Origin of the sequence: Novipirellula caenicola, assembly GCF_039545035.1 — a bacterium.
In the GTDB taxonomy this organism is placed as follows: Bacteria; Planctomycetota; Planctomycetia; order Pirellulales; family Pirellulaceae; genus Novipirellula; species Novipirellula caenicola.
In genome coordinates, this window is sequence record NZ_BAABRO010000010.1 from 141709 (window position 1) to 168604 (window position 26896).

Annotated in this window: 16 protein-coding genes; 9 read left to right on the plus strand and 7 right to left on the minus strand. The window is 54.7% G+C overall.

Annotated features, from left to right (window positions below):
- Positions 1 to 162: 162 nt before the first annotated feature.
- Positions 163 to 1173: a hypothetical protein gene (locus tag ABEA92_RS18790; RefSeq protein ID WP_345685391.1), complete on the minus strand. Its 1011-nt coding sequence runs from the start codon at positions 1171 to 1173 to the stop codon at positions 163 to 165.
- A gap of 320 nt (positions 1174 to 1493) precedes the next feature.
- On the minus strand, positions 1494 to 2903 hold the full coding sequence (locus ABEA92_RS18795; protein WP_345685392.1) for a hypothetical protein: 1410 nt from the start codon (positions 2901 to 2903) through the stop codon (positions 1494 to 1496).
- A 679-nt stretch (positions 2904 to 3582) separates the two neighbouring features.
- Here ABEA92_RS18795 and ABEA92_RS18800 point away from each other — a divergent pair.
- From ABEA92_RS18800 to ABEA92_RS18810, 3 genes are all read left to right on the plus strand, one after another.
- Positions 3583 to 4422, plus strand: coding sequence for a hypothetical protein (locus ABEA92_RS18800; protein WP_345685393.1), 840 nt, complete (start codon positions 3583 to 3585; stop codon positions 4420 to 4422).
- A gap of 430 nt (positions 4423 to 4852) precedes the next feature.
- The gene (locus ABEA92_RS18805; protein ID WP_345685394.1) at positions 4853 to 6856 is read left to right on the plus strand and encodes an FAD-dependent oxidoreductase; all 2004 of its coding nucleotides are present in this window, start codon (positions 4853 to 4855) and stop codon (positions 6854 to 6856) included.
- Positions 6857 to 7097: 241 nt separating this feature from the next.
- Entirely contained in the window at positions 7098 to 8300 is a 1203-nt protein-coding gene (locus ABEA92_RS18810) for a DUF1559 family PulG-like putative transporter (protein ID WP_345685395.1), read from the plus strand.
- A gap of 569 nt (positions 8301 to 8869) precedes the next feature.
- Here ABEA92_RS18810 and dinB read toward each other — a convergent pair.
- The gene (dinB, locus tag ABEA92_RS18815) at positions 8870 to 10024 is read right to left on the minus strand and encodes a DNA polymerase IV (protein WP_345685396.1); all 1155 of its coding nucleotides are present in this window, start codon (positions 10022 to 10024) and stop codon (positions 8870 to 8872) included.
- Between the two features lie 296 nt (positions 10025 to 10320).
- On the opposite strand from dinB, the gene ABEA92_RS18820 reads away from it, so the two are divergent.
- Complete coding sequence (locus tag ABEA92_RS18820; protein ID WP_345685397.1) at positions 10321 to 11214, plus strand: LysR family transcriptional regulator; 894 nt, start codon at positions 10321 to 10323, stop codon at positions 11212 to 11214.
- 52 nt (positions 11215 to 11266) lie between these two features.
- Here the strand turns inward: ABEA92_RS18820 and ABEA92_RS18825 are convergent, their stop codons facing one another.
- From ABEA92_RS18825 to ABEA92_RS18835, 3 genes are all read right to left on the minus strand, one after another.
- Positions 11267 to 11536, minus strand: coding sequence for an anti-sigma factor family protein (locus tag ABEA92_RS18825; RefSeq protein WP_345685398.1), 270 nt, complete (start codon positions 11534 to 11536; stop codon positions 11267 to 11269).
- A 15-nt stretch (positions 11537 to 11551) separates the two neighbouring features.
- Entirely contained in the window at positions 11552 to 12139 is a 588-nt protein-coding gene (locus ABEA92_RS18830) for a sigma-70 family RNA polymerase sigma factor (protein WP_345685399.1), read from the minus strand.
- A 725-nt stretch (positions 12140 to 12864) separates the two neighbouring features.
- Positions 12865 to 15030, minus strand: coding sequence for an FAD-dependent oxidoreductase (locus tag ABEA92_RS18835; protein WP_345685400.1), 2166 nt, complete (start codon positions 15028 to 15030; stop codon positions 12865 to 12867).
- Between the two features lie 309 nt (positions 15031 to 15339).
- On the opposite strand from ABEA92_RS18835, the gene ABEA92_RS18840 reads away from it, so the two are divergent.
- The 5 genes from ABEA92_RS18840 to ABEA92_RS18860 all read left to right on the plus strand — a co-directional run bounded on the left by ABEA92_RS18840 (position 15340) and on the right by ABEA92_RS18860 (position 25614).
- Positions 15340 to 17694: a PSD1 and planctomycete cytochrome C domain-containing protein gene (locus ABEA92_RS18840; protein WP_345685401.1), complete on the plus strand. Its 2355-nt coding sequence runs from the start codon at positions 15340 to 15342 to the stop codon at positions 17692 to 17694.
- A 9-nt stretch (positions 17695 to 17703) separates the two neighbouring features.
- Entirely contained in the window at positions 17704 to 19101 is a 1398-nt protein-coding gene (locus ABEA92_RS18845; RefSeq protein ID WP_425572462.1) for a DUF1501 domain-containing protein, read from the plus strand.
- Positions 19102 to 19181: 80 nt separating this feature from the next.
- The gene (locus ABEA92_RS18850; protein WP_345685403.1) at positions 19182 to 21872 is read left to right on the plus strand and encodes a right-handed parallel beta-helix repeat-containing protein; all 2691 of its coding nucleotides are present in this window, start codon (positions 19182 to 19184) and stop codon (positions 21870 to 21872) included.
- 87 nt (positions 21873 to 21959) lie between these two features.
- A complete protein-coding gene (locus tag ABEA92_RS18855) occupies positions 21960 to 24209 on the plus strand; it encodes a right-handed parallel beta-helix repeat-containing protein (RefSeq protein WP_345685496.1) in 2250 nt (749 codons plus the stop codon).
- A 73-nt stretch (positions 24210 to 24282) separates the two neighbouring features.
- Positions 24283 to 25614: a GDSL-type esterase/lipase family protein gene (locus ABEA92_RS18860; protein ID WP_345685404.1), complete on the plus strand. Its 1332-nt coding sequence runs from the start codon at positions 24283 to 24285 to the stop codon at positions 25612 to 25614.
- Positions 25615 to 25788: 174 nt separating this feature from the next.
- Here ABEA92_RS18860 and ABEA92_RS18865 read toward each other — a convergent pair whose 3' ends face one another.
- Positions 25789 to 26817 carry an alpha/beta hydrolase fold domain-containing protein gene (locus ABEA92_RS18865; RefSeq protein WP_345685405.1) on the minus strand — a complete coding sequence of 343 codons (1029 nt, stop codon included), beginning with the start codon at positions 26815 to 26817 and terminating at the stop codon, positions 25789 to 25791.
- Positions 26818 to 26896: the final 79 nt, after the last annotated feature.

Here is a 26896-nt window from a genome sequence, read left to right on the forward strand (position 1 = left end):
AGCCGTTCAGTTGCAGCGAGTAAAACGTTCGACATTGACCGGGCGGCTCGCGCCGCTCCGCTATAAAACCATCCGTTTCGTGTCGACGCAGCAGGCATCGGGCATCCGCTATCCGGACACGAACGTTCCCAAGAAGTCATTGAGCGGACAGCGGCGTCTCCGCTACATTCGCCCAACAACCACCCCAATGATGTACAGCGAAGTTTCGACGGGTTTGACGGAATACTGCGTCACTCCGTTTCTCGTTTCGATTTTGACGAAATTGTCACCCTTCTTTTCCAAGGTGATGCCGCCACCGGACACCGACGATGCCGCTTCGATCTTGGTGTTCGCAGGGTCTTGCGAAGTCCAGCTCATCGTTGGATTGCTGCCTATCAAAAAGCCGACCTTGCGTTGTGCAATCAGTCCCTGTCGGCCAAAGAAGAAGGCATGGTCATACCCTGGTTGAAACTCTAGCTTGCGATGCTGGGCCAACCTCACAAGCCCCGATTTGAACCATGCCCCGGGATCGATCTCAACCCATCCAGCGGACTCAAAGTCAATGGAAAAACTTTGCAGTTGCTCATCGCCGAGCGTAATCGTGTTGTTATCCGGTAACTTGGCTTGCAATTGATAAGGGCCAACAAGCAGCGATTGCTTGACTTCGGAGTTTTGATTGTTGGCGAATAAAAATTTCACCCCGAGATCGTCGGTTGTCGAAGCGGTCCAATCATTTGGCATCGAAGACACCGCCCAAATCATTCGCCACTGCAAGCGAAGCGATGCGTCGCGGACCTTTGTCCATCCGTCAGGCGGATTGCCCGAGTCGACCGGAGATCCCGGCGGCGTTTGGACGGCGTGTCGTGCCGCATCAATCTCCGTCTGAATCATTGGATCCGAGCTGCTGATGAGCTTCAAGAACGTGACGTAATTATTCGTAAAACTATCGCCCGGGATATAAGGGGTTTCCGCCGACCTTGATGCGGGCATCAAATCGCAGAATTGATATTGCCCCGACGAAATCTCCCCAGGAACCGTAATTTGCCAATCCCAGGGAGTAGCGGCCAACATCGGTTGGATGATGGGAGCTGCTGTGGGATCAAGCATCTCGGCAGCATGAGCCGAAAACGCGGCTGATTTGAGGGGATCCTTTGCAGATCGCATCATCGCCGACAAAATGGGTGAGGCGTCCATGGCTGAAAGATCCCGCTTGAGTTCGCTTGACGTATCTTTTTCATGGGGTTTTTGCGCAGCAAGCACTCCGCACTGGAGGCTGATCAAACAGAGCAACGCACTTAGAACTTGTCGCGGCGGCATAATGGCCCTTTTTTTCGTCTCGTTGACTTGTGAAACGATCGCCCCAGCGTGGGGATGCGTGCGGCAAGCCATTTGCCAACTGCAGGCACGTTGCAGCGTCTCATGTGCGAGTCTGGGCCTCGGATTCCCGAGGCCCAAAACGTTTCGTCCACCTATTGCGGATGCACGCCCAGGCCTTGCATCGCGATACGTTGGCTTTAGGCAGTGCCCATGCCAGGGAACGCCACCATGACGCCGACAATCAACGGATCCGTCGAAGTGCTTTGTCCGGAAAATTCTGTCGAACCGTTGGTGCTACGCGTCCACTCGTTGCTATGTCCGCCGCTGCCACCGAAACGGAAACATCCGATTCGAATACCGCCGCTCGCGCTGAACTGATCCTTGTGCTGTTGGAAGGTATTTTCGGACATGCTGATTTTGAAGCCTGGTTTGTAGACCACGGCGAGTCCTGCCACCTGTGTCGACAGCAATCCGTTCTTACCAAACAGAGCGTTTTCAGGCCCCTTGGAAACCCAAGGACTGGTAATTACCCATCCCTGGCCATCGGAACCTTGTTGGGCTTTGGCAAGATTGCTGATAAATCCACCGTCGTACCACGCCCCTGGAGTCACCGGCACAACGGTCGAGCTCTGTGCGGTGATCGTCACCTCGACTGATTTGTCGTTCTGGGCAAGGTCAAATTCCGACCACGAACCACTCGATTCCACACCCCAAAACGGGGTGCCGTAGCTGGCGCTACCGCCAGCCCAACTGCTGGAGGTTGACGAGTTGCCTTGGTTCGCACCCAGCGTCAAACTGAATTGGCCCTTCGTTCCATTGGCCAACGAATCACGCCACTCGGACGCGTTACCGATCGTGTAGTCGGGAGTCCATTGCAGATTGCCAGCGCCATCGGCAACCTTTGCCCACCCCCGCGGCGCCGGATCGTTAACCGGGTTGCCAGTTGGCAGCTTGGCCGCTTCCTGAGCTTCCTGTAACGATTTGGGTTGGTAGCTGCGGACCAAACTCTGATAGGCATTTTGAGCCGCGGTTTGGGTTTTCGCCGCTTGATCCAATTGATCGTCCCATGATTTCCCAGCGGGGCTGTTCAGCCAATCCGTGATCGTGGGGTACTTGGCCGCAAAAATGGCTCCCCCTTGATTCTTGGCGAAAACGTATGCCTGATTCATGTCCGAATTTACTTGGCTCACGGCGCGCTGAGCCTTGATGACTTGATCCTGCAATTGTCGAAGATCGTTTTGTTGTTCCGGACTCACCTTCCAAGTCACATGCGTTAACACTTGACGATAGGCATCAAAGAACGATGCTGCTTGTGCGTCGTAGGTTCCTACGGGTGACCACATCGGCATGATGCTCACGACCTGGTTTGCCGCGGGCGAGATCTGGCCCATTGGAACCGGATCGAAATGGGCATCAATCGGAGACGCATACAGTTGCAGATTACCGGGGAACGCCTTCGATTTGAGCTGATTGTACGATTGCCCAAATAAATCATCGTTTAACGTCGCGGCCTGAGCCACTTGACTCATCATCGGCATCAATGACGCTGCGCCAGCGATTGCACCCGACCGTGCTAAAAATATGCGTCGCGAGATAGAAGGTGACATGATAGAGATCTCCAATTGCAGTGCGGAAAGGGGAGCCTGCCATCGTGAAGAGTCACCCCTTCGTGCGATGGTTGATCCGACATTTGGATCATCCCCGAAATTGTTTCAAGCATCGAACCACCCTCAAGTGTCAATCGAGTGTTGATGCGGTGGCGCGCAACCCTCAAGTGAACCAATGCGCACCCCCGGTGCATCGCTTGGGTGCAACACAATGCCTCGGATTCGCATTTCTATCTCAAGAGATATCCGACGTGACCTTCGCGTCAGCGAACGCCAGCAACATGAAATTCGCGTGAATCCCTGGCAAGAAGGCGTTGAGGTTCATGTCAGCAACACCGTCCGAAATGCGTTTTCAGTAACCGAACCCCACTTCGCATCTAGCTTACCGGCTTCCGAATGAAAGCAAGGCAATGTACCTGGCAAACGTGTGTTATCACCATATTTCTTGCTCAACGCCGTTACGGAAAACAAAAGACAAAGTATCAGACGAGGAAGCAACGCGAGTGCATGCAATCGCACCGAGCAGCGGCGTGGAGGACACGGCATCGATGGGGATCAAAGCAAAACAGTATTCGCGCTATGGTGCACGTTTGACGCATCGATATCGATTGGTTAAACACGATGCAGCCGACTCCGCCGGGGGGTGACTAGCTGACTCTTGGACCGATGGAGAGTTTCAATGCCCGCTGACAACGAATTCGCAATGGATGTTGCGGTCAATTTGCCGCGTACTGATCACGCGGCAAGCACCGGTTACCACTTGTTGTTGCAGGCGTATCGCTACGCGTTGAACGTGCAGGACGAGTTGTGGGACTTTGCATTGGAGATCGATTTGATTTGCTCATCGGGGCTAACCATCAACGATCTGCGTTGGTTGGTCGCTAAAGACTTCTTGGCCCACGGTATAGAAACATCGGTTCGCGGCGATCCACATCGTCGTTTCCAACTCAGCGAAGGGTACAACTTCGCCCCGACGACGTGCGTGATGTTGACCGAACGAGGCGCGGCGTTTGTCGAGCGGTTTTTGAATGAATGTTCATCGTCAACGAAGGCTGACCGAGACCACTGGTTTGCGGCAAGTTTTGAGGAGGCGTTTGCGGTGCATGAGAATAGGTCCGAGAGTGGACGCGATCGATTGCCTTCCAAGTCGGTCCTTTGCAACGTCAAACCTTGTTGGGACGCCGCCGCCCGAGAGCTTCGATTGGCCTCGACCGTGGTGAAACGCTTCCGCGTTCCTGCACGGAATCAAGAAACCATCCTTTGCGTGTTTGAAGAGGAAGGATGGCCCGAGTGCATCGACGACCCGTTACCCATCCACCGCAGCATCGCCCCCCAAACCCGACTGCATGATGCAATCAACCGGCTCAATCGGCATCAAGCCAACCCGCTTTTGAGTTTCCATGGCAATGGAAAAGGGACTGGGATCGCCTGGAAATCTCAAATCTCGTTTCCTCCCCCAAACGATTCTGCGTCCAGCAGCGGCCGTACGGTGTATTCGGGTCCCCGTGAACGCATTTAGAGCGGGATTCGGCTCCAAAACATGCAAACAACGTATCACAATCCGCATATTACTGCACTGAGATACTCCATAGAGCACTGTCAGCGCACATAAACGCCCAGTATTGGCAAGCGTTTTTGAAGACGCGACTAGATGTGTCAGGTAAACTCTTTCGATAGTGCGACCGTGATTCCATCCGAATCACGGTCCGATTTTCGATCTAGGTACACAGCGATCAGGGGCCATGAAAGTCCCAATGGTTTACCGGAGATGCACCTTCGATTTTGGCGGCGGTGGCTGATGTCAATGATTCATCCAACCCTCGCTTCAATGAAGGTGCACCCCGTTGCACCATTGTGTCAGCTCAGATTAGCAACGACGTTCTGCTAAGTCATCTCAGTCGGTCTGCCTAGCAACCAAAACTACACATCTAAAATAAGACTTCACCCCAATGAATACACGCTGCACTGGATCGTTGCTTCTACGATATTCACGTGTCTTAGCAGTTCTTGCGAATCGGACATGGCTCGCGGTTTTGGCATTGGCCCTGGTAAGCACGAGTACGCCGTCGTTTGGCGAAACGATTTTGGTGGAAGCGGAGAGTTTTTCCAACCGAGGCGGATGGGTTATCGATCAACAATCGATGGACCAAATGGGATCTCCTTATCTGATGGCGCACGGATTGGGCACCCCTGTTGATGACGCGACCACACAACTTAACGTATCGCAACCGGGTGAATACCAAGTCTGGGTACGGACACGCGATTGGTCGGGGCCATGGAAGACAACCGACACCATTGCCTCCATGCAAGCGACGGGATACCCAGGTAAGTTCCAGTTGCAAATTAACGGACAAGCATTGGATCCAACCTTTGGTACCGAGCAAAGCGATTGGCATTGGCAAGACGGCGGGAAGGTGCAACTGACGAGCCCCAAGAGCACCTTGACTCTCCACGATTTGACGGGTTTTAACGGCCGCTGTGATGCAATTTTGCTGACGAACGAAGCCGCTTTTGTCCCGCCAAAAACAATGGATGAACTGACGGCTTTTCGTCAGAACGTGCTCGGCCATAACGACAGACCTCGTGAAGCTGGCGATTACGACTTGGTGGTTGTCGGAGGCGGGATCGCAGGCATTTGTTCGGCCATCAGTGCAGCCCGCGCCGATTGCCGCGTTGCGTTGATCCAAGATCGGCCGGTGCTCGGTGGCAACAATAGTTCCGAAGTGCGTGTCGGTTTATCTGGGCTGATCCGACAAAAACCTTACCCCAATCTGGGCAACTTGGTGGATGAAATCAGTCCGGTGGGACACTGGACGCTATGGGATGCTACCGAGCATCCGTCTTGGCCTCGAGCTCAGGAAATGTTGCAAATGACCGAACGTTTCCCTGAAAAGAAGATTCACAATGCGGGACCCAAATCCAATTACGAAGATGACAAAAAGCTAGACGCGGTCAACGCAGAGTCGAATTTGACACTGTTCTTGAACACCCATGTCAATGGCGTCGAGATGGATGGCGACCTTGTCACCGCCGTAGTCGGGCAAGACATACGAACCGGCGAACGCATGTGGTTCACCGGACGGTTGTTTGCCGATTGCACCGGCGATGGCAGCCTCGGAGCGATGGCAAATGCTGACTTCCGCCAAGGACGTGAATCCAAGGAAGAAACACAAGAGTCACTTGCACCGGAGGTCGCCGACGAATTGGTGATGGGGACATCGGTCCAGTGGAATTCGCGGACCACGGCATCCTCGACCTCGTTCCCCGAATGCACGTGGGCTGTTCAATTCGACGAAACGACATGCGTTGATACGATCAAGGGCGATTGGGACTGGGAAACCGGTGCCAACCGGGATCAGGTCGAAGAGATCGAGCGGATTCGTGACTACGGGCTACGAGTCGTCTTTGGCAACTGGAGCGTGCTGAAGAATTCACCGAAATTCAAAGAGCGATTCGCCAATCGTCAATTGCAGTGGGTTGCTTACATCGGTGGCAAACGCGAATCGAGACGTTTGATGGGCGACGTGGTGCTGAAGCAACAAGACATCGTTTCAGGCAAAGAATTCGACGACGCCAGCGTTACAACGACTTGGACGATCGATCTGCATTACCCCTCAAAACCGATGTGCGCTTGCGAGGCGTTTCAGTCAACGGCCAAAACGCTCAAGATCACCCCCTATCCCATCCCCTATCGCTGCCTGTACTCACGCAATGTCAACAATTTGTTTATGGCAGGACGGAACATCAGCGTGACTCATGTTGCGTTAGGCACGGTGCGAGTCCAACGGACCACCGGCATGATGGGCGAAGTCGTTGGTATGGCGGCGGCAATTTGCAAGGAAGCATCATGCCAACCGCGTGACGTTTACACGACTCATCTCGAAGACCTTAAACAGCGGATGGTCGATGGCGTGCCGTCGAACCTCGTGTTGCGGTTAGGCAACACAGAATAACCAATGCCAACGGCATTGCATCGGTTGGGAAGATTCCTTCCTAATCGAATCTCACCATCCATGGCGCTGCGGGGATCGCCCCCCGGCGCCGGGAGCTTGTAGCTACCAAAACTCAAAATGTTCGGCGGTGTTTTGAGGGAAATTTCCACGATTCCCGCGTAGAGGGAATCAATGGAGGCGGAGTTAGACGAATTCAGCTCCTCCTATCCTGTATGTACAGAATCGAATTCGGAGTATTCAAATGAAGAGAGTTTCCCGACAAAGGGACGCGTTTACGCTCGTCGAACTGCTCGTTGTCATTGCCATCATCGGCGTATTGGTCGGGCTGCTGCTGCCTGCGGTTCAGGCGGCACGCGAGGCGGCACGTCGCATGAGTTGCAGTAACAATTTCAAACAAATTGGGCTGGCCATCCATAACTACCACTCGACCTACAACAAATTGCCCAGGCATGGTTCGGGAACTGAGAAGCCAGGTGCCGCGACGTCGACCTATCAATCCGGCAACAATTCCCAGCTGAGTATCTTCGTCGGCTTGTTGCCCTTTTTCGAAGGCCAAGCGTTGTGGGATCAAATCAGCAATCCGTTACAAGGTCGAGCCGACGGAGCCACCAGCGGGTACGGCATTTCACCACTTTGGAATGCGATGGGACCGACTCCAGAGCAAGCGGCTTATGCCCCCTGGGTTACCGAGTTGCCAATGCTGCGATGCCCAAGTGATCCTGGATCCGGTTTGCCAGCGCTGGCCCGTACGAACTATGCCGCCTGCATTGGCGACACCGTCAGTTCCGAGCAATTCCTCGGCAACAAATGGTCCTCGGTGTTCAATAAGGTCGAACCCGCTCGTGCCGAATCAGCACGTGCTCATCTCCGCGGCGTCTTTACGCCTCAAATGACGACGGCATTCCGAGACATCCTTGATGGATTGTCCAACACCGTAATGATGGGCGAAATCGCCACTGATTTAGGTGATCGCGACATCCGCACGCAAGTCATCGCTTCATCGGCGGGAACGACCGAAGAATTCGAGGACGGAGTCAAGATGTGTCGGCAACACGTCGATCCCAATCGGCCAGGATTCTGGTTGACCGGAACTCCGCTTGCCGATTCCGAACAGCGTGGTTTCCAGTGGGCGAGTGCTCACATCCAGATGACCGCGCATACAACCATTTTGTCGCCAAACAGCGAAGTCTGTATGCGAACCAACGTTTCGGGGTATCCCGCTTGCCTGCCGACGTCGAGTCGTCACCAAGGCGGTTGCCACGTGTTGCTTGCTGATGGTGCCGTGAAATTCATCACCGATTCGATCGACGCCGGCAACAGCGATCAGCCTGGTGTCAATCTTGGTGAAACCGGAGTTCGCACTCCGGGATCGGTAAGCCCCTACGGTATTTGGGGAGCCCTTGGAACACGTGCAAATCGTGAAACGGTCGCACCTGAGTTCTAGGAACTCGCAGTACAGATTAGTCCATCGGACGCCTGCGGCCATATGGTCGCAGGCGTCCCTTCCTATCCCATTCTCAATGTGGCGGCGTTGAGATTCATTTATCCAACGGAATTCAAAACGATGTTGCGTCAAATTTCGCTCAGTCTAGTGTGCTTGGTCGTTCCGATGACGTTCACCGCAGCAGGATGCACGGGGTCCGCTGAAGGTCAGATTACGGCAACCCCTGATGAGCTTGCGGAGTTTCAAATCCAACAGCAAAGAGACATTCAAGCTGCTCAAGAAAGAGCCAAAACCGAGAAACCTTAGTTTCGGCGTTGCTTAATCTGAAATATCAAGGATCGGCAAGGCGACGCGAGCGATCGTTTGCACGCTTCGTCTTGGCGGTCCCGTTTGGACGAGCCCATTAAAGGGCCCATTCTGGCGGTTCCATTTTGCGAGGCCGACGCCGAGGTCGAGGTCGACTTTCACCTGGGGGGCCTCCCGCGAATCAACTGGTCCGCCGGTCGATGCGTTTTCTACACAAATCGCAAATTCATCGATCGAATCACGGGGGGATCAACCACGCTCGATTACGACTCGAGCGTCGTGCCGCGGCGGATTGCGTTTCTGCCGAAGCGATCGAGGATAGAATCGGTAGCCTGATCGACTTGCGAGTCACGCCGATCGTTGTCATCAAACAAATCAAGTTGGCGAGTCCGAGAATTCGCGAGCGAGCTAACCCCCATCCCGACAAGCCGCACCGGTTGATCGATCCGAATTCGGGTGAACAAGGCATCGCGAACCGTTTCCCACAGCATGTTGGTCGAATTACTCGGCGATGTGAGCGTCGCGGACCGAGAGAGCGTCTTGAAATCGCTGAATCGCAATTTCAAAGTGACCGTGCTGCAGTAGCGGCCATGGCGACGCAGTCGCCGTGCCACTTGTTCGGTCAACCGCAACAGGATCGCCTGCAACACTTCGTTGTCGACGACATCGGCATGGAACGTGGTCTCGTGCGAGATCGACTTCGCCTCGCGGTCGGGAACCACGGCGCGATCATCTCGCCCCCAAGCCAGTGCGTACAAGTGGTTGGCCGAGCTTGGCCCCATCGTTCGCGTCAACTGGTCGAAATCGGCATGACGCAGATCCGAAACACGATAGATACCGAGCTGCCCCAAACGTGCCTCGGCTCGCTTGCCGACGCCCCAAATTTTGTCGATCGACAGCGGATCTAGAAAGTCATGGACCTTATCGGATTCGACGACGGTAAAGCCCCGCGGTTTGGCATGACCACTGGCGACCTTGGCGATAAATTTGTTCGGTGCAACGCCGACGGACGCGTTCAGCCCTAATTCACCGAGGATCGCCTGCTGGATCTGCTGCCCAATCTCGACAGCGGAACCAAAAAGTGCTTGGCATCCCGTGACATCCAAAAAGGCTTCATCAAGTGACAGCGGTTCCACGACGGGGGTGTAGCGGTGAAAGATTTCGCGGATTTGTCGCGAGATTCCTGCATACACTTCCATGCGAACGGGCACAACGACGAGATGTCGGCAACGTTCGAGTGCCGTTTTCATTGGCATCGCACTGAAAACGCCAAATCGACGTGCCTCGTAACTGGCAGCCGCCACCACACCCCGGCCCGTGGCACTGCCACCGACCACGATCGGCTTGCCACGAAGCGAGGGGTTATCGTGTTGTTCCACCGACGCGTAAAACGCGTCCATGTCGATATGTAAAATCATGTGCCACAGTCTAACGGATGACCGTCATTGTGTATCGCTCACGCCGCTTCGATTTTGACCACTTCGCTTTTCACTCGTTTGCGGGTCCCCAAGTGTCATTTTAGAGCCTCCCTCGATGGCGAAGCTGCCACGTGCGTTATCGACACCCGCCTTCGATATTGTTTGGTTAGGTTGCTCGGTTATAAAGAAGACCGCAGAAACGCAGTCAACTCATCAAAAATTCCGGTTTCGGAATCCGCTCTACTGCGAAAAAAACAGAAATACAAAATCGCAACCGACCGCGAGGAATCTTGACGGTGGAATTTGACCAACTGGCTCACTTTTTAAAGATCGTGCAAACACAGAACATCACTCGGGCGGCCGAAGAGCTCGGGTTGTCACAGCCCGCGGTCAGCCGTTCGCTACAACGATTGGAAGACGAGATTGGTCAACCGCTGTTTGAACGTCAATCACGCAAAATGATGCTCACTGACGCGGGCGAGGTGCTCGCTAGCCGGGCACGTCAGATCATGTCACTGATCGACGACACTCTGAGCGAAATCACCGACGACGGAGAAACCGGACGGATTCGCGTCGGCGCCATCCCGACGATCGCACCCTACTTTCTACCAGGACTGCTACAGAAGTTTTCGACGTCGTTTCCCAAGGCACGGATGCTGGTACAAGAGGAAACGACGCAGAGTCTGCTGCAGCGATTGACCCAAGGCGAATTGGATCTCGCGATTCTCGCCCTTCCGATCCCTGCCAAATATTTGGAAGTCGAAGTCTTGTTCGAGGAAGAGTTGTTGCTGGTCATGCCAACCGGACATCCGCTTAGCCAGAAACGGCAAATCAAATTGGACGACATTCAATCGTTGCCCTTCGTGCTGTTGGATGAAGCTCACTGTTTGTCGGACAACATCGTTTCATTCTGTCGCCAGCGATCGTTCCAGCCGGTGTCGATGGAAAAGACAAGCCAGTTGGCGATGGTGCAAGAGCTTGTCTCACTCGGGCATGGCATCTCGATGGTACCCGCCATGGCACGTGCGATCGACAGCAATCAACAGCGATTGTATCGCTCCTTTGCCAATCCAAAGCCAATGCGAACCATCGCCGCGGTCTGGAATCCGTATCGATTCCAAAGCCGATTGCTGCAAGCGTTTCACAAGGCGATTCAGGCCTACGCTGCGGCCTTTTCCGCGAAAGCCTAGTTCGCCGGCAACTTTCAACTTGTCGTACGACCTGACCGCATCAACGAAAAGTCTAGAGTTGATTGTTGGTCCGCGAACGAATTGCTTGTTTGATCCGCAGACTTGCTTCGGTCGAAAGTTTTACCCGCTTTCCGCTAACGTCGTGGCTCAAATCAGGTTGATGTCGGCGTGTCTGCTCGTGCAAATACACGATGTCACGGCGGAATCCTGCACAGATGCGACACATCCGCAAATGAATCCACAATTCGATGCGTTGTCGCAACGACAGCGGTTGATCCATCGACACGGAAACGAGCTTTGTGATCTCTTTGCAGCTGAGCATTGAATCGGCTTCCACCTAGGCGTGGTCATGATGCCATCGATGTTTCATACAATTTGCCAATCGCAAACGGGCTCGATGTAGCAAGACCCACAAATTGGACGGACTGATCGCTAATTCCTTACAAATTTCTTGCGTCCCAAGTTTGTCCATTTCTCGCAGCGTGAACGCGTCCGCCTGATTTGTGGGAAGCCCGTCGAGACAGCGACGCAGAATGGGCCAGAACTCTTCACGATCGATCGAATCGAGCGGTTGCATCGACGTGCAATGCGTGTTTTTTCGCCAGTTCCCGTTGTGGTCGAACATCCGGTCCAGCGAATCGCCGGACTCGCCGTCGTTTAACGCAACGGTGCGGTTTCGAGCGCGAATCAAATCCACGATCTTGCGTTTCAAAATGCCCAGCAGCCAGCCTTGCTCGGACCCTTGACCCGAAAACTGATCCACGTGTTCCAGCCCCGCCAAAAACGTCTGCTGAACCACCTCCTCGGCCGCATCGGCATCGCGTAGTCGCGACAACGCGTAGCGAAACAGGTTGTCACCATACTGATCGACCCACATCGCCGGGTTGGTCGTCGAACGTTTTTCGTTTTTTACAAGAACGTCCATCGTTTCACTCGTCCCATTAGCTCACAATTTTCCAACGTTCGCGTACAGGGATTGCACCACAATCACCGGAGTGGATGCAAACCGTTGAACTCGCAACCCAAGTCAAAGAAAAGCAGCATACGACTTGATCCAGCTAAACGCGGCCAAGTCATTCGTATGCAGTGCAGTTTTAAAAGCCACCTGGCGACCGCTTCGTATCGACGTTTGCAAGTCGCAACGGGTGATTCTCAAACGTGACAATCAAGCAATGACTGTTGCGTTTCAACGTCCGCAGTTCCATTCTAACTTTTTTTCGGCTGCTCGAAACCAGAAAAAAGTTCAACGCAATGTCAGCATTCACGGTCATGCGGCGAGCAGCGAGCTGCCGAAATTCATCCGGCAACACCCTGATTCATAGGGTTTGACGACTTAATGTCGGTCGCTGGCCCCTAAACGGCGATCACCCCAGCTTGCCAAGCGCCATGAGAACGGGGGTACTGGGCACGGTCTGAGAACGAATCAATGGCGGAAACTTGGCAGCGGAATTCGATTTCCCACTGGGTTATGCCATGCTGCCAAACGTCTTGACGGGCTGTTGATTTAGTGAAGGTTCCTGCGGCAACAGGTGTAGGATGGACTTCCTAGTCCGTCAATGGTGGATTCGACGGACTAGGAAGTCCATCGTACGACTAAAACAACAAGCCGCCCGTGACTTCCGCTACGGTTTTCGGACAGAGCTTAGCTGGCTATTGAATCGGTTGCAGTTGAACCGCATCAATGATCACGTAGCCATCGGTTCCCTCGTTACGGATCGTGACGGTGACGTTTCCGCTTGGAAACTCGTCTTCGGCCAGCGTGACGAAACCATCATCGCCGGGACGCTTGCGCTGATTCACTTGCACGGTTTGTGTTTTTTCACCGCAATGGATCGTGACCGGGACGTTGGACGCGCGATTGGGGTTGGCGGTATAGGACATACGAACCGCGTATCGCCCAGGTTCCTTGACCGCCAACGCGAACGTGGCATGTTGTTGCCCCTTGTCCGCATCGCCATCGTGACGATAGTTGTGTCCCACAAATTTCGGCACCGTGTAACCCGCTCCGTTGAATCCCGTCCGTTCGGCGCTGACATCGTCCAGCACGACACCCGAAAGTTTTTCAGGATCGATCGAGTAGCCTGGACGTAGTGCTGGTGTCCAATCGAGCACTTGTTTGTCGAGAATCAATTGTTCACGTAACTTTTCATAATTGATTTCGTGTAGCGATTGCTTGTCGCGAATCGCTTGTATCGCTGCGGTGGCCGAGGATTGCCCGAGCACCATGAAGACCGGTTCCATCCGAATTGATCCAAACGCCATATGGGATGCGCTGAGCGAAACGGGCACTAGCAAATTCGTACACTCGTCGGATTTCGGCAGCAGCGAGCGATAGGAGATCGGATAGGGTGGGAAACCGCCGACTTGCACGTCGCCTTCATTGCGAGCGTGCCCATTCTCGTCGACATAACGCTGAACGTTGTGCGAATCCATTGTGTAGGCGGCCATGCCCACCGCATCTTCGGCTACCTTGCGTCCTTGACAATGATGTTGGGTCATCACTTCGGCGCCGATCAAACGACGTGCTTCGCGAATATACAGCTGCTGTTGCCAACCGTCTTCTCGCTCGAACTCGTCTTTACATGTCCCCCAGCGGCTGACGATTTTGCGAGTCGCCTCGGGAACACGTGGATGATTGGCCATCGTCCAAAAGAGGCCTTGTTGGTAAACGCGATGCCGCTGGATGATCTGTTCACGTTCCTCGTCGGTCGCCTCGGGGTAGTCGTAGTTTTGTCCGATGAAATCCGTTGAGAAGCCCGTGCGGTTGTTCGTATCGGTTTTGCGATTGGGCATCGCCGAATTGATCACGGGAAACCCCGATTGGCCCGCTTCGAAATTTCGCAGCATCAACTCGTATAGACTTGGGTCATAGTCCTCAGGCTTAAAGAACGGGATGCGATTTTCTGGATGATCGGTCAAACAGACACGAAAACAATACGCTTGGACGCGATGATCTGCGGATCCCTCTTCGCCAGGCCCTGTCGGGTCGATGCCGGGTAACAAACCGCTCTCGGGGTCGCCTTTGCGAACATACGGATCCACTCCGGGCATCAATTGATGATGCCGAGCGTTGGCGGTTTGGACTCCGCTGAGTGTTTCGCCATAGGTTGCATTCGCTTCACGTCCAACCGTGTAGCTGATGCCGGCGGTTGCAAACAGGTCACCTTCATAGGTTGCATCGATAAACATACGGCCGCGGTAAACGTTTCCGCTGACGCATCGGATCGACTTGATCTTTCCGTCGACAATCTCGACGCCAGCACCAACTTGCCCCGATCGCCGGCTTCCTGTGCGGTCAAGACGCTCGTTGTAAACGACCTTCACGTTGTGCTCGTCGACGAACCCCTGAAGCACATGGAGTGCAGCGGAAGGCTCGAACGTCCACATTGTTGCCTCGCCCTCGGCGGTACGCGATTGTCCGCCGCTTTTGTACTGCTCCGCCGTTTGCCATTTCCAATTCTCTGGCTTTTGGTAGTACTGCGAAATGCGTTCGTAAAACTCACGCGAAATGCCGCCGATAGCCGCCTTGTTGCCGATATCGGTCTGACCGAGTCCGCCTGTGGTCAATCCTCCGATCCGCGAACTCGGTTCGATTACGATCGCGGATCCTCCCATCCGTTCGACTTGCACCGCCGCCACAACCCCAGCGGCGGTTCCGCCGTAAATCACCACGTCGTAAACCTCGGTATCGCTGCGATTCTCATTGGCATACGCCGGCGATGCCAACATCATCAGCGCTAAGAGTGTCAGCGTAATCCCCACGGAAAAAATCGATCGCTTCTTCAGAATTCGACCTGGTTTAGGAATCAATGGCATAAGAAACAAACTCCACAGAGGTTGGGGGAACGAGGGCAGGACGCAGGATAAAACAGGAGGGCGTGAGTGCGGAAAAGCACGTTTTCCGAAGCGAGGGATTCTACGCCAGCGACACTGAAACGCAAAGCAATCGCGATGTGCGAATCCATCCGAATTGCCAATTTTAATTGCCCTTGGCGGATCCGATGCCGCTCGTTTTGCGGATTTGTCGGTTTCATCGCCAATTGGGTGCAGCGGGCGGGAATGTCGTATAGACTATCGTTTCCTACCTTTGCGAACCTGCCCGCCTCAAAGATCGACCGAAAGTCTATGTATTTTCGACTCAGCACCGTTTTCTTCAGCGGTGTCGTGCTCGCAGTGACCGCGTTGTCCGAAACGCCGAAAATTGCTGCCGCCGAGCCCGACCCTTTGGAAATCGAATATTTCGAGCGGAAAATTCGCCCGCTGCTTAGCGAGCATTGCTTTGAGTGTCATTCCGAAGACTCTGATACGGTGCAAGGCGGATTGCGATTGGATTCGGCGGCCGGGCTTGCCCAAGGCGGTGACAGCGGCCCGGCGGTCGTTGCCGGATCGCCCGAGACAAGCTTGCTCGTCGAAACCATTCTTTATGATGGCGGAATCCAAATGCCGCCCAAAGGGAAACTCGCTGACAGCGAAATCGCGGAACTCACCCGCTGGGTCCAGCGTGGCGCGGCGTTTCCACCGTCTGCAAGCCCGGTGATTCAAAGCCCCGGCGGTATCGACTTTGATCAAGGACGGAAATTCTGGTCGTTCCAGCCTGTCGAGGAACAACCACTGCCGGTCATCAACGATTCTAGTTGGCCGCAGTCGCGAATTGACACCTTCGTACTGGCCGCGATCGAGCAACACGGTTTAACACCTTCGCCACGCGCCGACCGTGGGACGCTGGCGCGGCGTTTGTATTTTGATTTGACCGGATTGCCACCTACGCCCAAACAACTGCAGTCGTTTCTCGACGACACGTCCCCCAACGCCTACGACAACCTCGTCAACACGCTATTGGAATCGCCTCACTACGGCGAAAAGTGGGGACGATGGTGGTTGGATATGGCTCGCTACACCGATCGTACCGCCAGCTGGTTACCGCAAACAAGTCAGGCACATCTTTATCGAGATTGGGTTGTCAGTGCGTTCAATCAAGACATTCCCTACGATCAATTTGTCCATCGTCAACTAGCCACCGATCTGATGTCACAGACGGGCCCCGAAGACTTGCCCGCACTCGGCTTCCTCAGTCTCAGCCCCACCTATTGGAAAGAGCCAAAGTTGCCCTGTGAAATCATCAAGGTCATCGTGGCCGACGAGTGGGAAGAACGTGTTGATGCCGTCACGCGTACGTTCCTGGGGCTGACCGTTGCCTGCGCCCGCTGCCATGATCACAAATTCGATCCGATCAGCGCCGACGACTACTACGGTTTAGCTGGCGTCTTCGCAAGCACACGACACGTCGAGCGTCCCTTGATCGATGATGCAACCTACAAGCCGGTTCGTTTGGCCAAACAAGCGGTCAAGAAGCTCGAAGCCGAAATCGCGAAATTGAAGAAGCAAAAGCCGGTTCCTCAGGAACAGGTGCAGGGCTTGCAAGCAAATATCGACGAACTTAAATCCGCGACTCCGCTTTACGACACCCCGATGGCGTACGCGCTGTCCGAAGAATCGATGTACGTCGTCCGAGCCGGTAAAACACCCGAACAGGGAACGCGATTTGAATACCGCCCCGAGCCTCGTGATTTACCCTCATTTATCCGTGGCAATCCCAATCGGCCAGGACCAGTCATCCGGCGCCGCTTTCTAACGGTATTGAGCAATAATCCACAACCATTTGAAAACGGCAGTGGCAGACTCGAATTGGCTCAATCGATCACCCAGCAATCCGCGTCCCTTGCCGCCCGGGTGATCGTCAACCGCATTTGGATGGCTCACTTTGGTCAAGGCATTGTCAACACGCCCAGCAATTTTGGCCAGCAAGGCGATCGTCCCACGCATCCGGAATTGCTTGACGATCTTGCCGCCAGATTCATCAAAGACGGTTGGTCGATAAAACGGCTGCATCGAGAAATCGTGATGTCAGCCACCTGGCAGCAAGTGTCGACGGATTCGTCCCATCGAACCGAAGTCGACCCTGAAAACGTATGGCTGTCGCGAATGAACCGACGTCGACTGACCTTCGAAGAGTGGCGTGACGCGATGTTGTTGGCAAGTGACCGTTTGAATCTCACTCTTGGTGGCCCTTCACTCTCGCTCGACTCGCGTGCCAACCATCGCCGCACCCTTTATGCAACCGTCAACCGCCGTGATGTTTCATCGACGTTGATGGTGCATGACTTTCCCGATCCGACTCAGCACAGTCCCGCTCGGATGCCCACGGTCACACCGTTACAAGGTTTGTACACGCTGAACGGCCCATTGCTGGAACAGCAAGCCGAATCGATGGCCGAGCGACTCCAAAAATCAGATAGCGCTACCACCGTTCAAAAGATTGGCGATCTATATCAGCGACTGTTTTCGCGTGGACCTCACGACCACGAGCTTCGCCTCGCGATCGAATACATCGGCAACGATCCCCCGGCCCAGCAGTCGGACCGCTGGCAACAATACGTCCATGTTTTGTTAGCCACCAACGAGTTCGCCTTTATTGATTGAGTCTAAATGATGAACCTAACGCAACCCCATTCGGATCTGCTCGACCGCCGCCGTTTGCTTCAGCGACTCGGCAGCGGCGTCGGCATGCTCGGTGCGACCACCGCGGTGGCATCCCCATTGTCTGCGACGTCCGCTGAGTCGACTCACTTGGCGGGGCCTCATTTCCCCGCCAAGGCGAAACGCGTTATCCACTTGTTTATGAATGGCGGTCCCTATCAAGGCGATCTCTTTGACCCCAAACCAGCACTCGAGAGATACGCAGGCACGAAGCCTGCAGGTGCAGACCTGTTGACCGAGCGTCCGACCGGAGGCTTGTTGCCGTCACCGTTCAAATTTCGCCAGCACGGTGAATCCGGGCTTCCGGTTAGCGAGCTTTTGCCTCATCTGAGCCAACACGTTGACGACATTTGTGTGATCAATTCGCTGCATGCCGACAATCCCAATCACGGGCCTGCATTGCTGCAGATGAACAATGGCACAATCACACCGACTCGGCCCAGTATGGGAGCATGGTTCTTATATGGACTCGGCACCGAGAACCCGAATCTGCCGGGCTATCTCGTGCTGTGCCCGGGACGTCCTGTGCGATTTTCGATTCTATGGAACAGTGCCTTCCTGCCATCGAAGTACCAAGGGACCTACATCAACCATTCGACAATCGATCCCGAAAAGATGTTGCCGCACTTGCGAAATACGCGGTGGGACCATGCTACCCAGCGTGAGCAACTCGACTTGCTGGAACAATTGAACAACGTACACGTGACCGCAAGGAAGGACGATTCCGTTTTGCGTGCCCGCAGCGAAGCGATCGAAACCGCATATCGGATGCAATTCGAAGCGAGCGATGCATTTGATCTAAATCGTGAATCCAAACACACTCGCGAAGCGTACGGAGCCGGAGAATTTGCGAACGGATGTTTGTTGGCCCGCCGCATGGTCGAACGAGGAGTTCGTTTCGTGCAGGTGTATTACGGCAACGGACAACCCTGGGACACTCACAGCGGTCATAACAATACCGTGCCCAAGCTCTGCAAAAATATCGACCAGCCCATCGCCGCACTCATCGCTGATTTGAAACAGCGAGGCATGCTCGAGGACACTTTAATTGTTTGGGGTGGCGAGTTTGGACGCACTCCGGTGTCCGAAAATGGCAACGGCCGTGATCACAATCATCATGGCTTTACGATGTGGATGGCTGGCGGCGGCGTCAAAGGCGGGATGAGCTATGGCGAAACCGATGACTTTGGTTTCAAAGCGGTTATCGACAAGGTTCACATTCACGATTTGCACGCTACGATGTTGCACCTGTTAGGGCTGGACCACAAACGTCTGACGTACCGTCACGCCGGTCGCGATTTTCGGCTGACCGATGTCCATGGCCGCGTGGTACACGAGATCATCAGTTGATCACTGTATCTCGTTAATCGTCCCAATCGTGGATGCTTGCGGCCGTCATGATGCCCTCCCCAATTTTGTTAATCAAGCTAATGTTAAAACAACTTTACACTTGCTCTACGATCGCGATCCTGTTGCTTTTGCCTTCCTCGGTCGTCATGGCGGCGGAATCTGGCATTAATCTGTACGTCTCGGTTGACGGCGCTGATACATACCCCGGGACGCAGTCGCAACCTTTTGCCTCCATCCAGCGTGCTCAACAGGCCGTTCGCGACGCTCGACAACGCGAACCCGATCAAGCGGTCACCGTCCATCTAGCGGCCGGCCACTACACGCTCGATCAAACCGTGCTGTTTACCGCGGCGGATTCGGGACATTCTGCCCGGCGTCCGGTGCGATATCACGGGCATGGTGAGGTCGTCATTTCCGGTGGCCGTCCCATTTCCGGTTGGCAATCCGATCCACAACACCCCGAGCTTTGGAAAACTCGCATCGCCGCCCCCAAAGCGGACGGCGATCAAGATTGGCGATTCGAGCAGTTGTGGGTCAACGGGCGTCGTGCCGTGCGTGCGAGAACGCCCAACGAAGGCGATTTCCACACCTTGCTGGGAGTGAGCGAGGTTCCAATTCCAGGATCCAAGCGGATGCTGAAACACACGTTTGCCGCTCAACCGAGTGATTTGGCCTCTCTAAAGGACGTCGACGAGGTATCACGCCGCGACGTCCAAGTTGTTGTCTACCACAAATGGGACACCACGCGTGAATGGCTGCAAACGAGTGACCCACAACGCGGTTTGTTCACCACTCAGGGTGAGATCATGAAGCCGCACAACCCGATGAAACGCGATTGTTTGTACTTCATCGAAAACTATCGGGCCGCGTTGGACGCTGCAGGGGAATGGTTCTTGGATCGTGATGGATGGCTGTACTATCATCCACGTGAAAATGAAACGATGGCGGAAACGCAAGTGGTTGCGGCAGGCGTGCCACGGTTGTTTGATTTCCAAGGTGACGTTCAAGATCCCCAGCAACGCGTCAAACATATCCATTTTGAAGGGATCAAGCTGCAACACGCGGAATTCCGCATTCCGCAGATTGGCATCCGCTCGAACCAGGCTGCCATGAACGTGGACGCCACCGCGATCCAGCTCGATGGCGCCGAGGGCATTCGGTTCGCCAATTGCGCAGTGGAGCACATCGGTGGCACCGGGTTTTGGTTTCGCAAAGCTTGCCGCGATTGCAGCGTCACGCGCACACGCGTCGCCGATGTCGGCGTCAGTGCGGTGCGAATCGGCGAGATGAGTCTTGTACCTGAAGCGGTGCGTACTGGCGGGATCACGATCGACAATTGCATCTTACACAGCGGTGGCCGGATCTTGCCACATGCGGTGGGGGTGTGGATTGGACATAGTAGCGACAACGCGATCACCCACTGTGACGTGGCCGATTTCTATTACACCGCCGTTTCTGTTGGCTGGCGATGGGGCTATGCCGAGAGCGGGGCGAAACGCAACCGCATCGAGTACAACCATTTGCACCACATCGGCTACCGCATCCTCAGCGACATGGGCGGCGTTTATACGTTGGGGCCGAGCGAAGGCACCTCGGTCAGCCACAATGTGATCCACGACGTCTATGCAACTCGTTACGGTGGATGGGGACTTTACCCCGACGAGGGCAGCTCGCACATCGTGTTTGAAAACAACTTAGTGTACGACGTTCGCGATGGCGGATTTCATCAACACTACGGGCGTGAGAATATCGTTCGCAACAACATCTTGGCGTTCTCTGAAGAAGGTCAAGTGGCGGTGACGCGTGCGGAATCGCATTTGTCATTCACCTTTGAACACAACCTTGTCTACTTTGACACCGGACGACTGCTCGGATACTCGGGCTGGAAAAATGGATCCAAAGTGGCCATGAACCACAATTTGTACTGGCGTGCCGAGGGCCAACCACTGGATTTTGACGGTAAAACGTGGACGCAATGGAGGGCGGCGGGACACGATCAAGATTCGATCGTTGCCGATCCGCTGTTCGTCGATGCTAAGAATCGCGATTTCACGCTGCGCCCCGAGTCGCCAGCCACCGAGATCGGTTTTGTTCCGTTCGATACCACTGCGGCCGGAGTCCAGGGCGACCAAGCGTGGAAAGACCTTGCCGCGGCGACCAAGTTTCGCGAACCCTATGTCGTGCCGCCACCGGCCCCGGTTCATGTCGACGATGACTTTGAATCGGACACCCCGGTTTCACTGCTGGGAATTGCGACGCTTCAACAAGAAGGACGCCATTCGTTGATCGGAGTCGTTCCCACGCCGGAGGGAAATGGGCGCTGTTTGAAGGTTCAAGACGCGGTCGATATGAAAGCCGTCTACAATCCTCATTTCTATTGGCAACCCAGCTACACCGACGGCAACACACGTTTAAGTTTCCGCATTCGTCTGCAGCCAACGGTGGCAGTTTCCTGTGAATGGCGAAGCAACACCCGGCCGTACCGAACCGGCCCTGTGTTGCAGTTCACCGACTCGGCGGTGACAAGCCGCGGCCGCAGATTGCTCGACATCGATGCCGACACGTGGATCGACGTCACCATGGAAGCTCCGCAAGGCAAAACCAATAGCCGCTGGAAAGCGACGTTTGTATTGCCCAATGGCCAACGTCATGAGGTCGCCGATCTGAATTGCGATCCCGACTGGACCGAAACTCGCTGGGTTGGATTCATTGCAACGACTCGCAGCGACGCCGCATTCTTCTTAGATGACGTCAAAATGCACAACGATTGACGGTCGTTGCCCGACAATCGCTCGACGTAACAATCGAACCGCCCTCTGCCCCCGACTCCACCCTCCTGTCCATTTTTTGCTGAATTGATGTACCTAAAATTTGAACTCTACATACTGCTCGTGGCACTCGCGGTCGGTCCGGCGACTTTGTTTGCCAACGAAGCACCGGATCAGGATCTCAACCGCAGGCGAACTGATGCGGGTGCCCGTTTTTATGTCGCCGCCGATGCCGCCGCGCACGGTAATGGTACCGAATCGGAGCCCTTCCAAAATTTGACTCAGGCGCGAGACGGAATTCGTGCGGCCCGAAAATCAGGAAGCTTGAAACCCGATCAAACGGTGACGGTGCAAATTGGTCCGGGCGTGTACCGATTGAGTTCGACGTTTCAATTGACGGCCGAAGACGGCGGAACGACGGAGGCTCCGGTCATTTATCAGGCCATCGAACCTGGCAGCGTGCGGATTCGCGGCAGCGAGGCACTACCCCCGGCGACATTCGTGCCGGTGTCCGATGAAGCGATTCGATCGAGGCTCGACGATTCGGTCCGCGACAAAATCCTAGTTTGCGATATTTCGAGCGTCGTCCCCGCAGCGTTCCCAAGTTGGAAAGTTTCCTTTCGCGGCGTTCCGTCCGCGCCGTGGTTGTATGTCAATCATCATCCGAAACCGATCGCCCGTTGGCCGAATCTCGATACGCCCGAACAAGGTTGGGCCGGGTTCAGCAAAGCGATCGATACAGGATTGGCCGATCCCAAGTCTCCCGACCCGACACGCCGAAAGGCACGCGGTGGATCATTTGAATTTAACGATCCCCGTCCCGCCCGCTGGAACCTAGACGAGGGAGTCTGGCTGGAAGGGTATTGGACGCACGATTGGTACGACGAAGTCATTCGTGTGGAATCGTACGACGCGGCGAACAAGGTCATCAAGCTGGCCGCAGCTCACAATTACGGCATCATGGCAGGCACGTGGGGATCCGCCGAACGTCGTTTTTTTGCCTTCAATACGCTCGATGAACTTGATGCCCCCGGCGAATGGTATCTCGATCGCACTGCCGAAAAACTGTACTACTATCCCGAGGCGGACTTTGCAGATGCATCGATTGAATTGGCCACGCTGAACCAACCGCTGATCAAAATTGACGACGCCAAACACCTGAAATTTCGAGGCTTGGCTTTTGAGTATGGTCACGGCGACGGGATTTTGATGAAGCGGACCGAAGCGATCGAGGTCGCCGGTTGTGTGATCGCCAATATCGCCCGCGGAGGGATCTCAATCGACGGGACCGAAAATATCGTTCGTTCCTGTGACTTGTACAACTTGGGTACCGGCGGCATTTCGCTTCGCGGCGGTGACCGGCTATCGCTCGAACCGGCAGCCAATCAAGCCATCAACAACCACATCCACCACTACGGTTTGTTCCAGCGGTCCTATGCACCGGGGATTGGCGCTCATGGATGTGGGCAAGTCGTCGTCAACAACTGTATCCATGACGCCCCCCACAACGCGATCCAGTACAGCGGAAACGAACATCGTTTTCTAAGGAATGAAATCTATCGTGTCGTCATGGAAACCGGCGATTCGGGTGCGTTCTATACCGGACGCGATTGGACAAGCCAAGGCAATCTATTGCGACACAATTACATCCACGACCTTGGCAGCGGCGATTCAACTCATGTCAATACAATGGGCGTCTATCTAGACGATTGTGATAGTGGTGACACAATCGAAGGAAATTTATTTTTCCGCGCTGGCCGCGCGATCATGATCGGCGGTGGTCGTGACAATCGCGTTCTCAACAACTTGGTCATCGATTGTCCAATCGGAATGCATCTCGATTCACGCGGGATGACTTGGAAACAATGGAACAGTCCCACCGACACGAGTTGGCAACTCGAACGCAAAGCCAACGAGATGAACTATCAAGAACCGCCATGGAGCGATCGTTATCCGAATCTCGCAGTGATCATGGACGACTCGCCCAAAGAACCGCTTCACAATGAATTCCAGCGGAATGTTTTCGTCGACTGCGCCAAACAAGTTTGGAATCTGGATACGAATGCCAAAAAGGTTTTGGACAAATTGCTGGTTCGCGACAATGCAGCCGTCAACACCCGCGGGAGTGATGGGATCGCGATGACTGGTGAAATCGAAGGTTTCACCAACGTCACCGGCACCAACGAAGAGCCCATCGAGATCGGGTTCCAAAGCGACGCCCCAACGACGTTGACTCCGATTATCGACGCACGTGTCCGCGATGCCGTTCCGTCGTTCGAGCCAATCCCATTCGAGACGATTGGATTGACCCGAGATTCCTACCGCCACAGCATTAAATGAACCACCGCTAGCCTAATGGCGGCACGAAAACCGCAACCCAATCAAGCTTCCAACATCACGACCGAGATCATCCATGCGAACAACAGCTACACACATCCAACGTCTGCCCCGACAACTTCCCAAGCTAGTTTTGACCTTATTGGTAGTCGCGATCGGTATCGGGATCACGTCTGAAGCGAACGCGGACACGCCGAGCTACGCAGCGGTGCAAGCAGAACTCGTCCGTCCTCGCGACGGACTTGGCAACGTGCTGGCGAAATTGCGTGATGGCGAACCGGTCCGGATCGGCTATTTAGGCGGTTCGATTACCGCCGCCAACGGATGGCGAGTCAAAACGCGAGAATGGTTCGCGAAAGAGTTCCCGAAATCCGACGTGTCCGAGATTCACGCAGCGATTGGCGGAACCGGCAGCGACCTCGGTGTGTTTCGCGTCGAGCGGGATGCACTGCGGCACAAACCGGATTTGTTGTTTGTCGAATTTGCAGTGAACGACGGTGGTGCGGCCCCGGAACAAATCTGGAAAGCAATGGAGGGGATCGTGCGACAAACGTGGGCTGCCAACCCCAGCACCGATATCTGTTTCGTCTATACCTACCGCACCGGATACGAAAACGATTTGAGAAAAGGATTCTGTCCGCGTGCCGCATCGTCGATGGAGATGCTGGCGGACCATTATGGAATTCCGTCAATCAATTTTGCCAAGCAGATTGTTGAACTCGAGGCCGCAGGGAAGCTTGTCTTTCAATCTGCCGAACCGACCGGCGACGGCGTGATCCAGTTCTCAAAGGACGGCGTTCATCCATTGGACGCGGGACACGAAATCTACGCCGAGATCGTTGCCGATGCGATCAAGCAGATCAGCAAAACAGCCGAGCCGATCGATCACGAACCCAAACTCGAAACGGCGTTTGTCGAAGATCACTTGCAGGCTGCGAAAATGGTTCCGATTGCCGAAGACATGCTCTCGCCGGAGTGGAAGCAACTCGCCGGAGACGACACACTGTCAAAACGGTTCGGCAACCGCATGGGGACGTTGTGGGAGGCCACGGAACCGGGCAGTAAATTGACGTTTCGGTTCCGCGGATCGTCCGCCAAACTGTACGATTTGCTGGGGCCTGACGGCGGCCAAGTGATCATCACGGTTGACGGCAAGCGGAAACCCAAAGCGGTACCTCGTTTCGATAGTTACTGTACCTATCACCGCATCGCAACGATGCATGTGGCAAGTGGATTAGATCCAAACGAAGTCCACACGGTGACGGTCGAAGTCGACGCGGAACAACCCGACCGTCAAAGCGTCGCCTTCCGATTGAAGGATCCCGAAGTCGAACTGAAAGCCCCGAAATACCAGGGCACCAACATACGAGTTGGCCAGATCCTCGTGCTCGGCGACATCGTCCCGTAGTCAGCGATTGAATCGAGCGTAAACCGCAGCGAAAGTCGTCAAGACTTTCGTCGGTTCGGGGGAATCTGCGGTGGGGGAACGAAACTCTTGGCGAGTTTCGCTACATCAATCAGCGTTACGTCATTCGACACTACAAAATCAACGTCTTAAACGTAGGTGTGTCGCAAGTTCTTTCTAATCTTTGACGTTTGCAAATGCTTCGCGGAAAAATTTCAGCATCTCGGCTTGCTGATTCCTCGTTTCGCTCGTCGATGTGTGCACGTACACATTCCTGATTTCCAATTGATCCATGGCCTGTTTCAATTGTTTGCCAAAATTTGGGTGGTGAATGAATTGTCCAGGGCGTGAGTCTTTGGGCGGCACGATATCAGGTTCGCTATAGATCATGTACAGCGGCGGATCATCCTTGGTCAAATGGGTAATCGCGGAAGCCTCGTCGTATAATTCTTGCATCTCCGGCGTCGGGTTCAGGGCTTCTTCGGCGGTGTGATTACCGTACACCAAAAAAATCGAAGGATGCTCCCACGCCCGCCCACCGACCAATTTTTTGATTTTGACTGGATCATAGGTCCCCTGCCCGCCCATCGTTCCAATCGCCACCACGCGAGTCGATTGTCTGGCAATCGGGTCATTGCTGTCGGGGTCCGCTAGGTCGTCGTGAAAACCAAGCCACATGCTGATCCCGGCACCAGCGGATCCACCATAGCAGGCGCCCCGTTTTGGATCGATGTTCCACTCTTCTGACTGGCTTCGTAAAAACTGCAACGCTCGTGCACAATCGTGTTGCGGCGTCGGAAACAGGATGTCTTTGCCATCGACGAACCGATAGTTCAGCGCAGCGACACTGATCCCTGCCTCATTGGCCTCGCGAACCATTTTGGGATTGATCGAACGCTTATCACCTCCCACAAACCCGCCTCCGTGAATGTAGACAATCAGCGGAGTGGGTTGATCGGTTTTCGCTTGATAGAAGTCGAGGACATTTCGCGAATGATCACCGTAGGCTACATCCGGATGCGTCGGCACGGCGCGGTCGCCTTGATTTCGCTTCGCATTTCGCTCCGTCGCTTTGGCCCGGTAATCGCGCGCCTCCTGTTCGCTCAATACACCATCGTTGTTCGTGTCGGCCTGTGGAAATCGTTTTAACAGTTGGCCGAGCCGTTCGGCATTTAGCGCACGACGTTGCACAGTAGGTTCCGTCACCGGATCATCAGCCCGAACCGCATCTCCGGCTACGAACCATGCGATGAGTCCACAAAAGAGAAGAGGAAATAGACGGCAC

What these genes read in the sequence shown, in the direction of transcription:
- ABEA92_RS18845 (WP_425572462.1), top strand. Translation starts at nt 17,704, where the DNA reads ATGAACCTAACGCAACCCCATTCGGATCTGCTCGACCGCCGCCGTTTG.
- ABEA92_RS18805 (WP_345685394.1), top strand. Translation starts at nt 4,853, where the DNA reads ATGAATACACGCTGCACTGGATCGTTGCTTCTACGATATTCACGTGTC.
- ABEA92_RS18790 (WP_345685391.1), bottom strand. Translation starts at nt 1,173, where the DNA reads ATGGACGCCTCACCCATTTTGTCGGCGATGATGCGATCTGCAAAGGAT.
- ABEA92_RS18830 (WP_345685399.1), bottom strand. Translation starts at nt 12,139, where the DNA reads ATGGACGTTCTTGTAAAAAACGAAAAACGTTCGACGACCAACCCGGCG.
- ABEA92_RS18840 (WP_345685401.1), top strand. Translation starts at nt 15,340, where the DNA reads ATGTATTTTCGACTCAGCACCGTTTTCTTCAGCGGTGTCGTGCTCGCA.
- ABEA92_RS18795 (WP_345685392.1), bottom strand. Translation starts at nt 2,903, where the DNA reads ATGTCACCTTCTATCTCGCGACGCATATTTTTAGCACGGTCGGGTGCA.
- ABEA92_RS18825 (WP_345685398.1), bottom strand. Translation starts at nt 11,536, where the DNA reads ATGCTCAGCTGCAAAGAGATCACAAAGCTCGTTTCCGTGTCGATGGAT.
- ABEA92_RS18835 (WP_345685400.1), bottom strand. Translation starts at nt 15,030, where the DNA reads ATGCCATTGATTCCTAAACCAGGTCGAATTCTGAAGAAGCGATCGATT.
- ABEA92_RS18860 (WP_345685404.1), top strand. Translation starts at nt 24,283, where the DNA reads ATGCGAACAACAGCTACACACATCCAACGTCTGCCCCGACAACTTCCC.
- ABEA92_RS18800 (WP_345685393.1), top strand. Translation starts at nt 3,583, where the DNA reads ATGCCCGCTGACAACGAATTCGCAATGGATGTTGCGGTCAATTTGCCG.
- ABEA92_RS18850 (WP_345685403.1), top strand. Translation starts at nt 19,182, where the DNA reads ATGTTAAAACAACTTTACACTTGCTCTACGATCGCGATCCTGTTGCTT.
- ABEA92_RS18855 (WP_345685496.1), top strand. Translation starts at nt 21,960, where the DNA reads ATGTACCTAAAATTTGAACTCTACATACTGCTCGTGGCACTCGCGGTC.
- dinB (WP_345685396.1), bottom strand. Translation starts at nt 10,024, where the DNA reads ATGATTTTACATATCGACATGGACGCGTTTTACGCGTCGGTGGAACAA.
- ABEA92_RS18810 (WP_345685395.1), top strand. Translation starts at nt 7,098, where the DNA reads ATGAAGAGAGTTTCCCGACAAAGGGACGCGTTTACGCTCGTCGAACTG.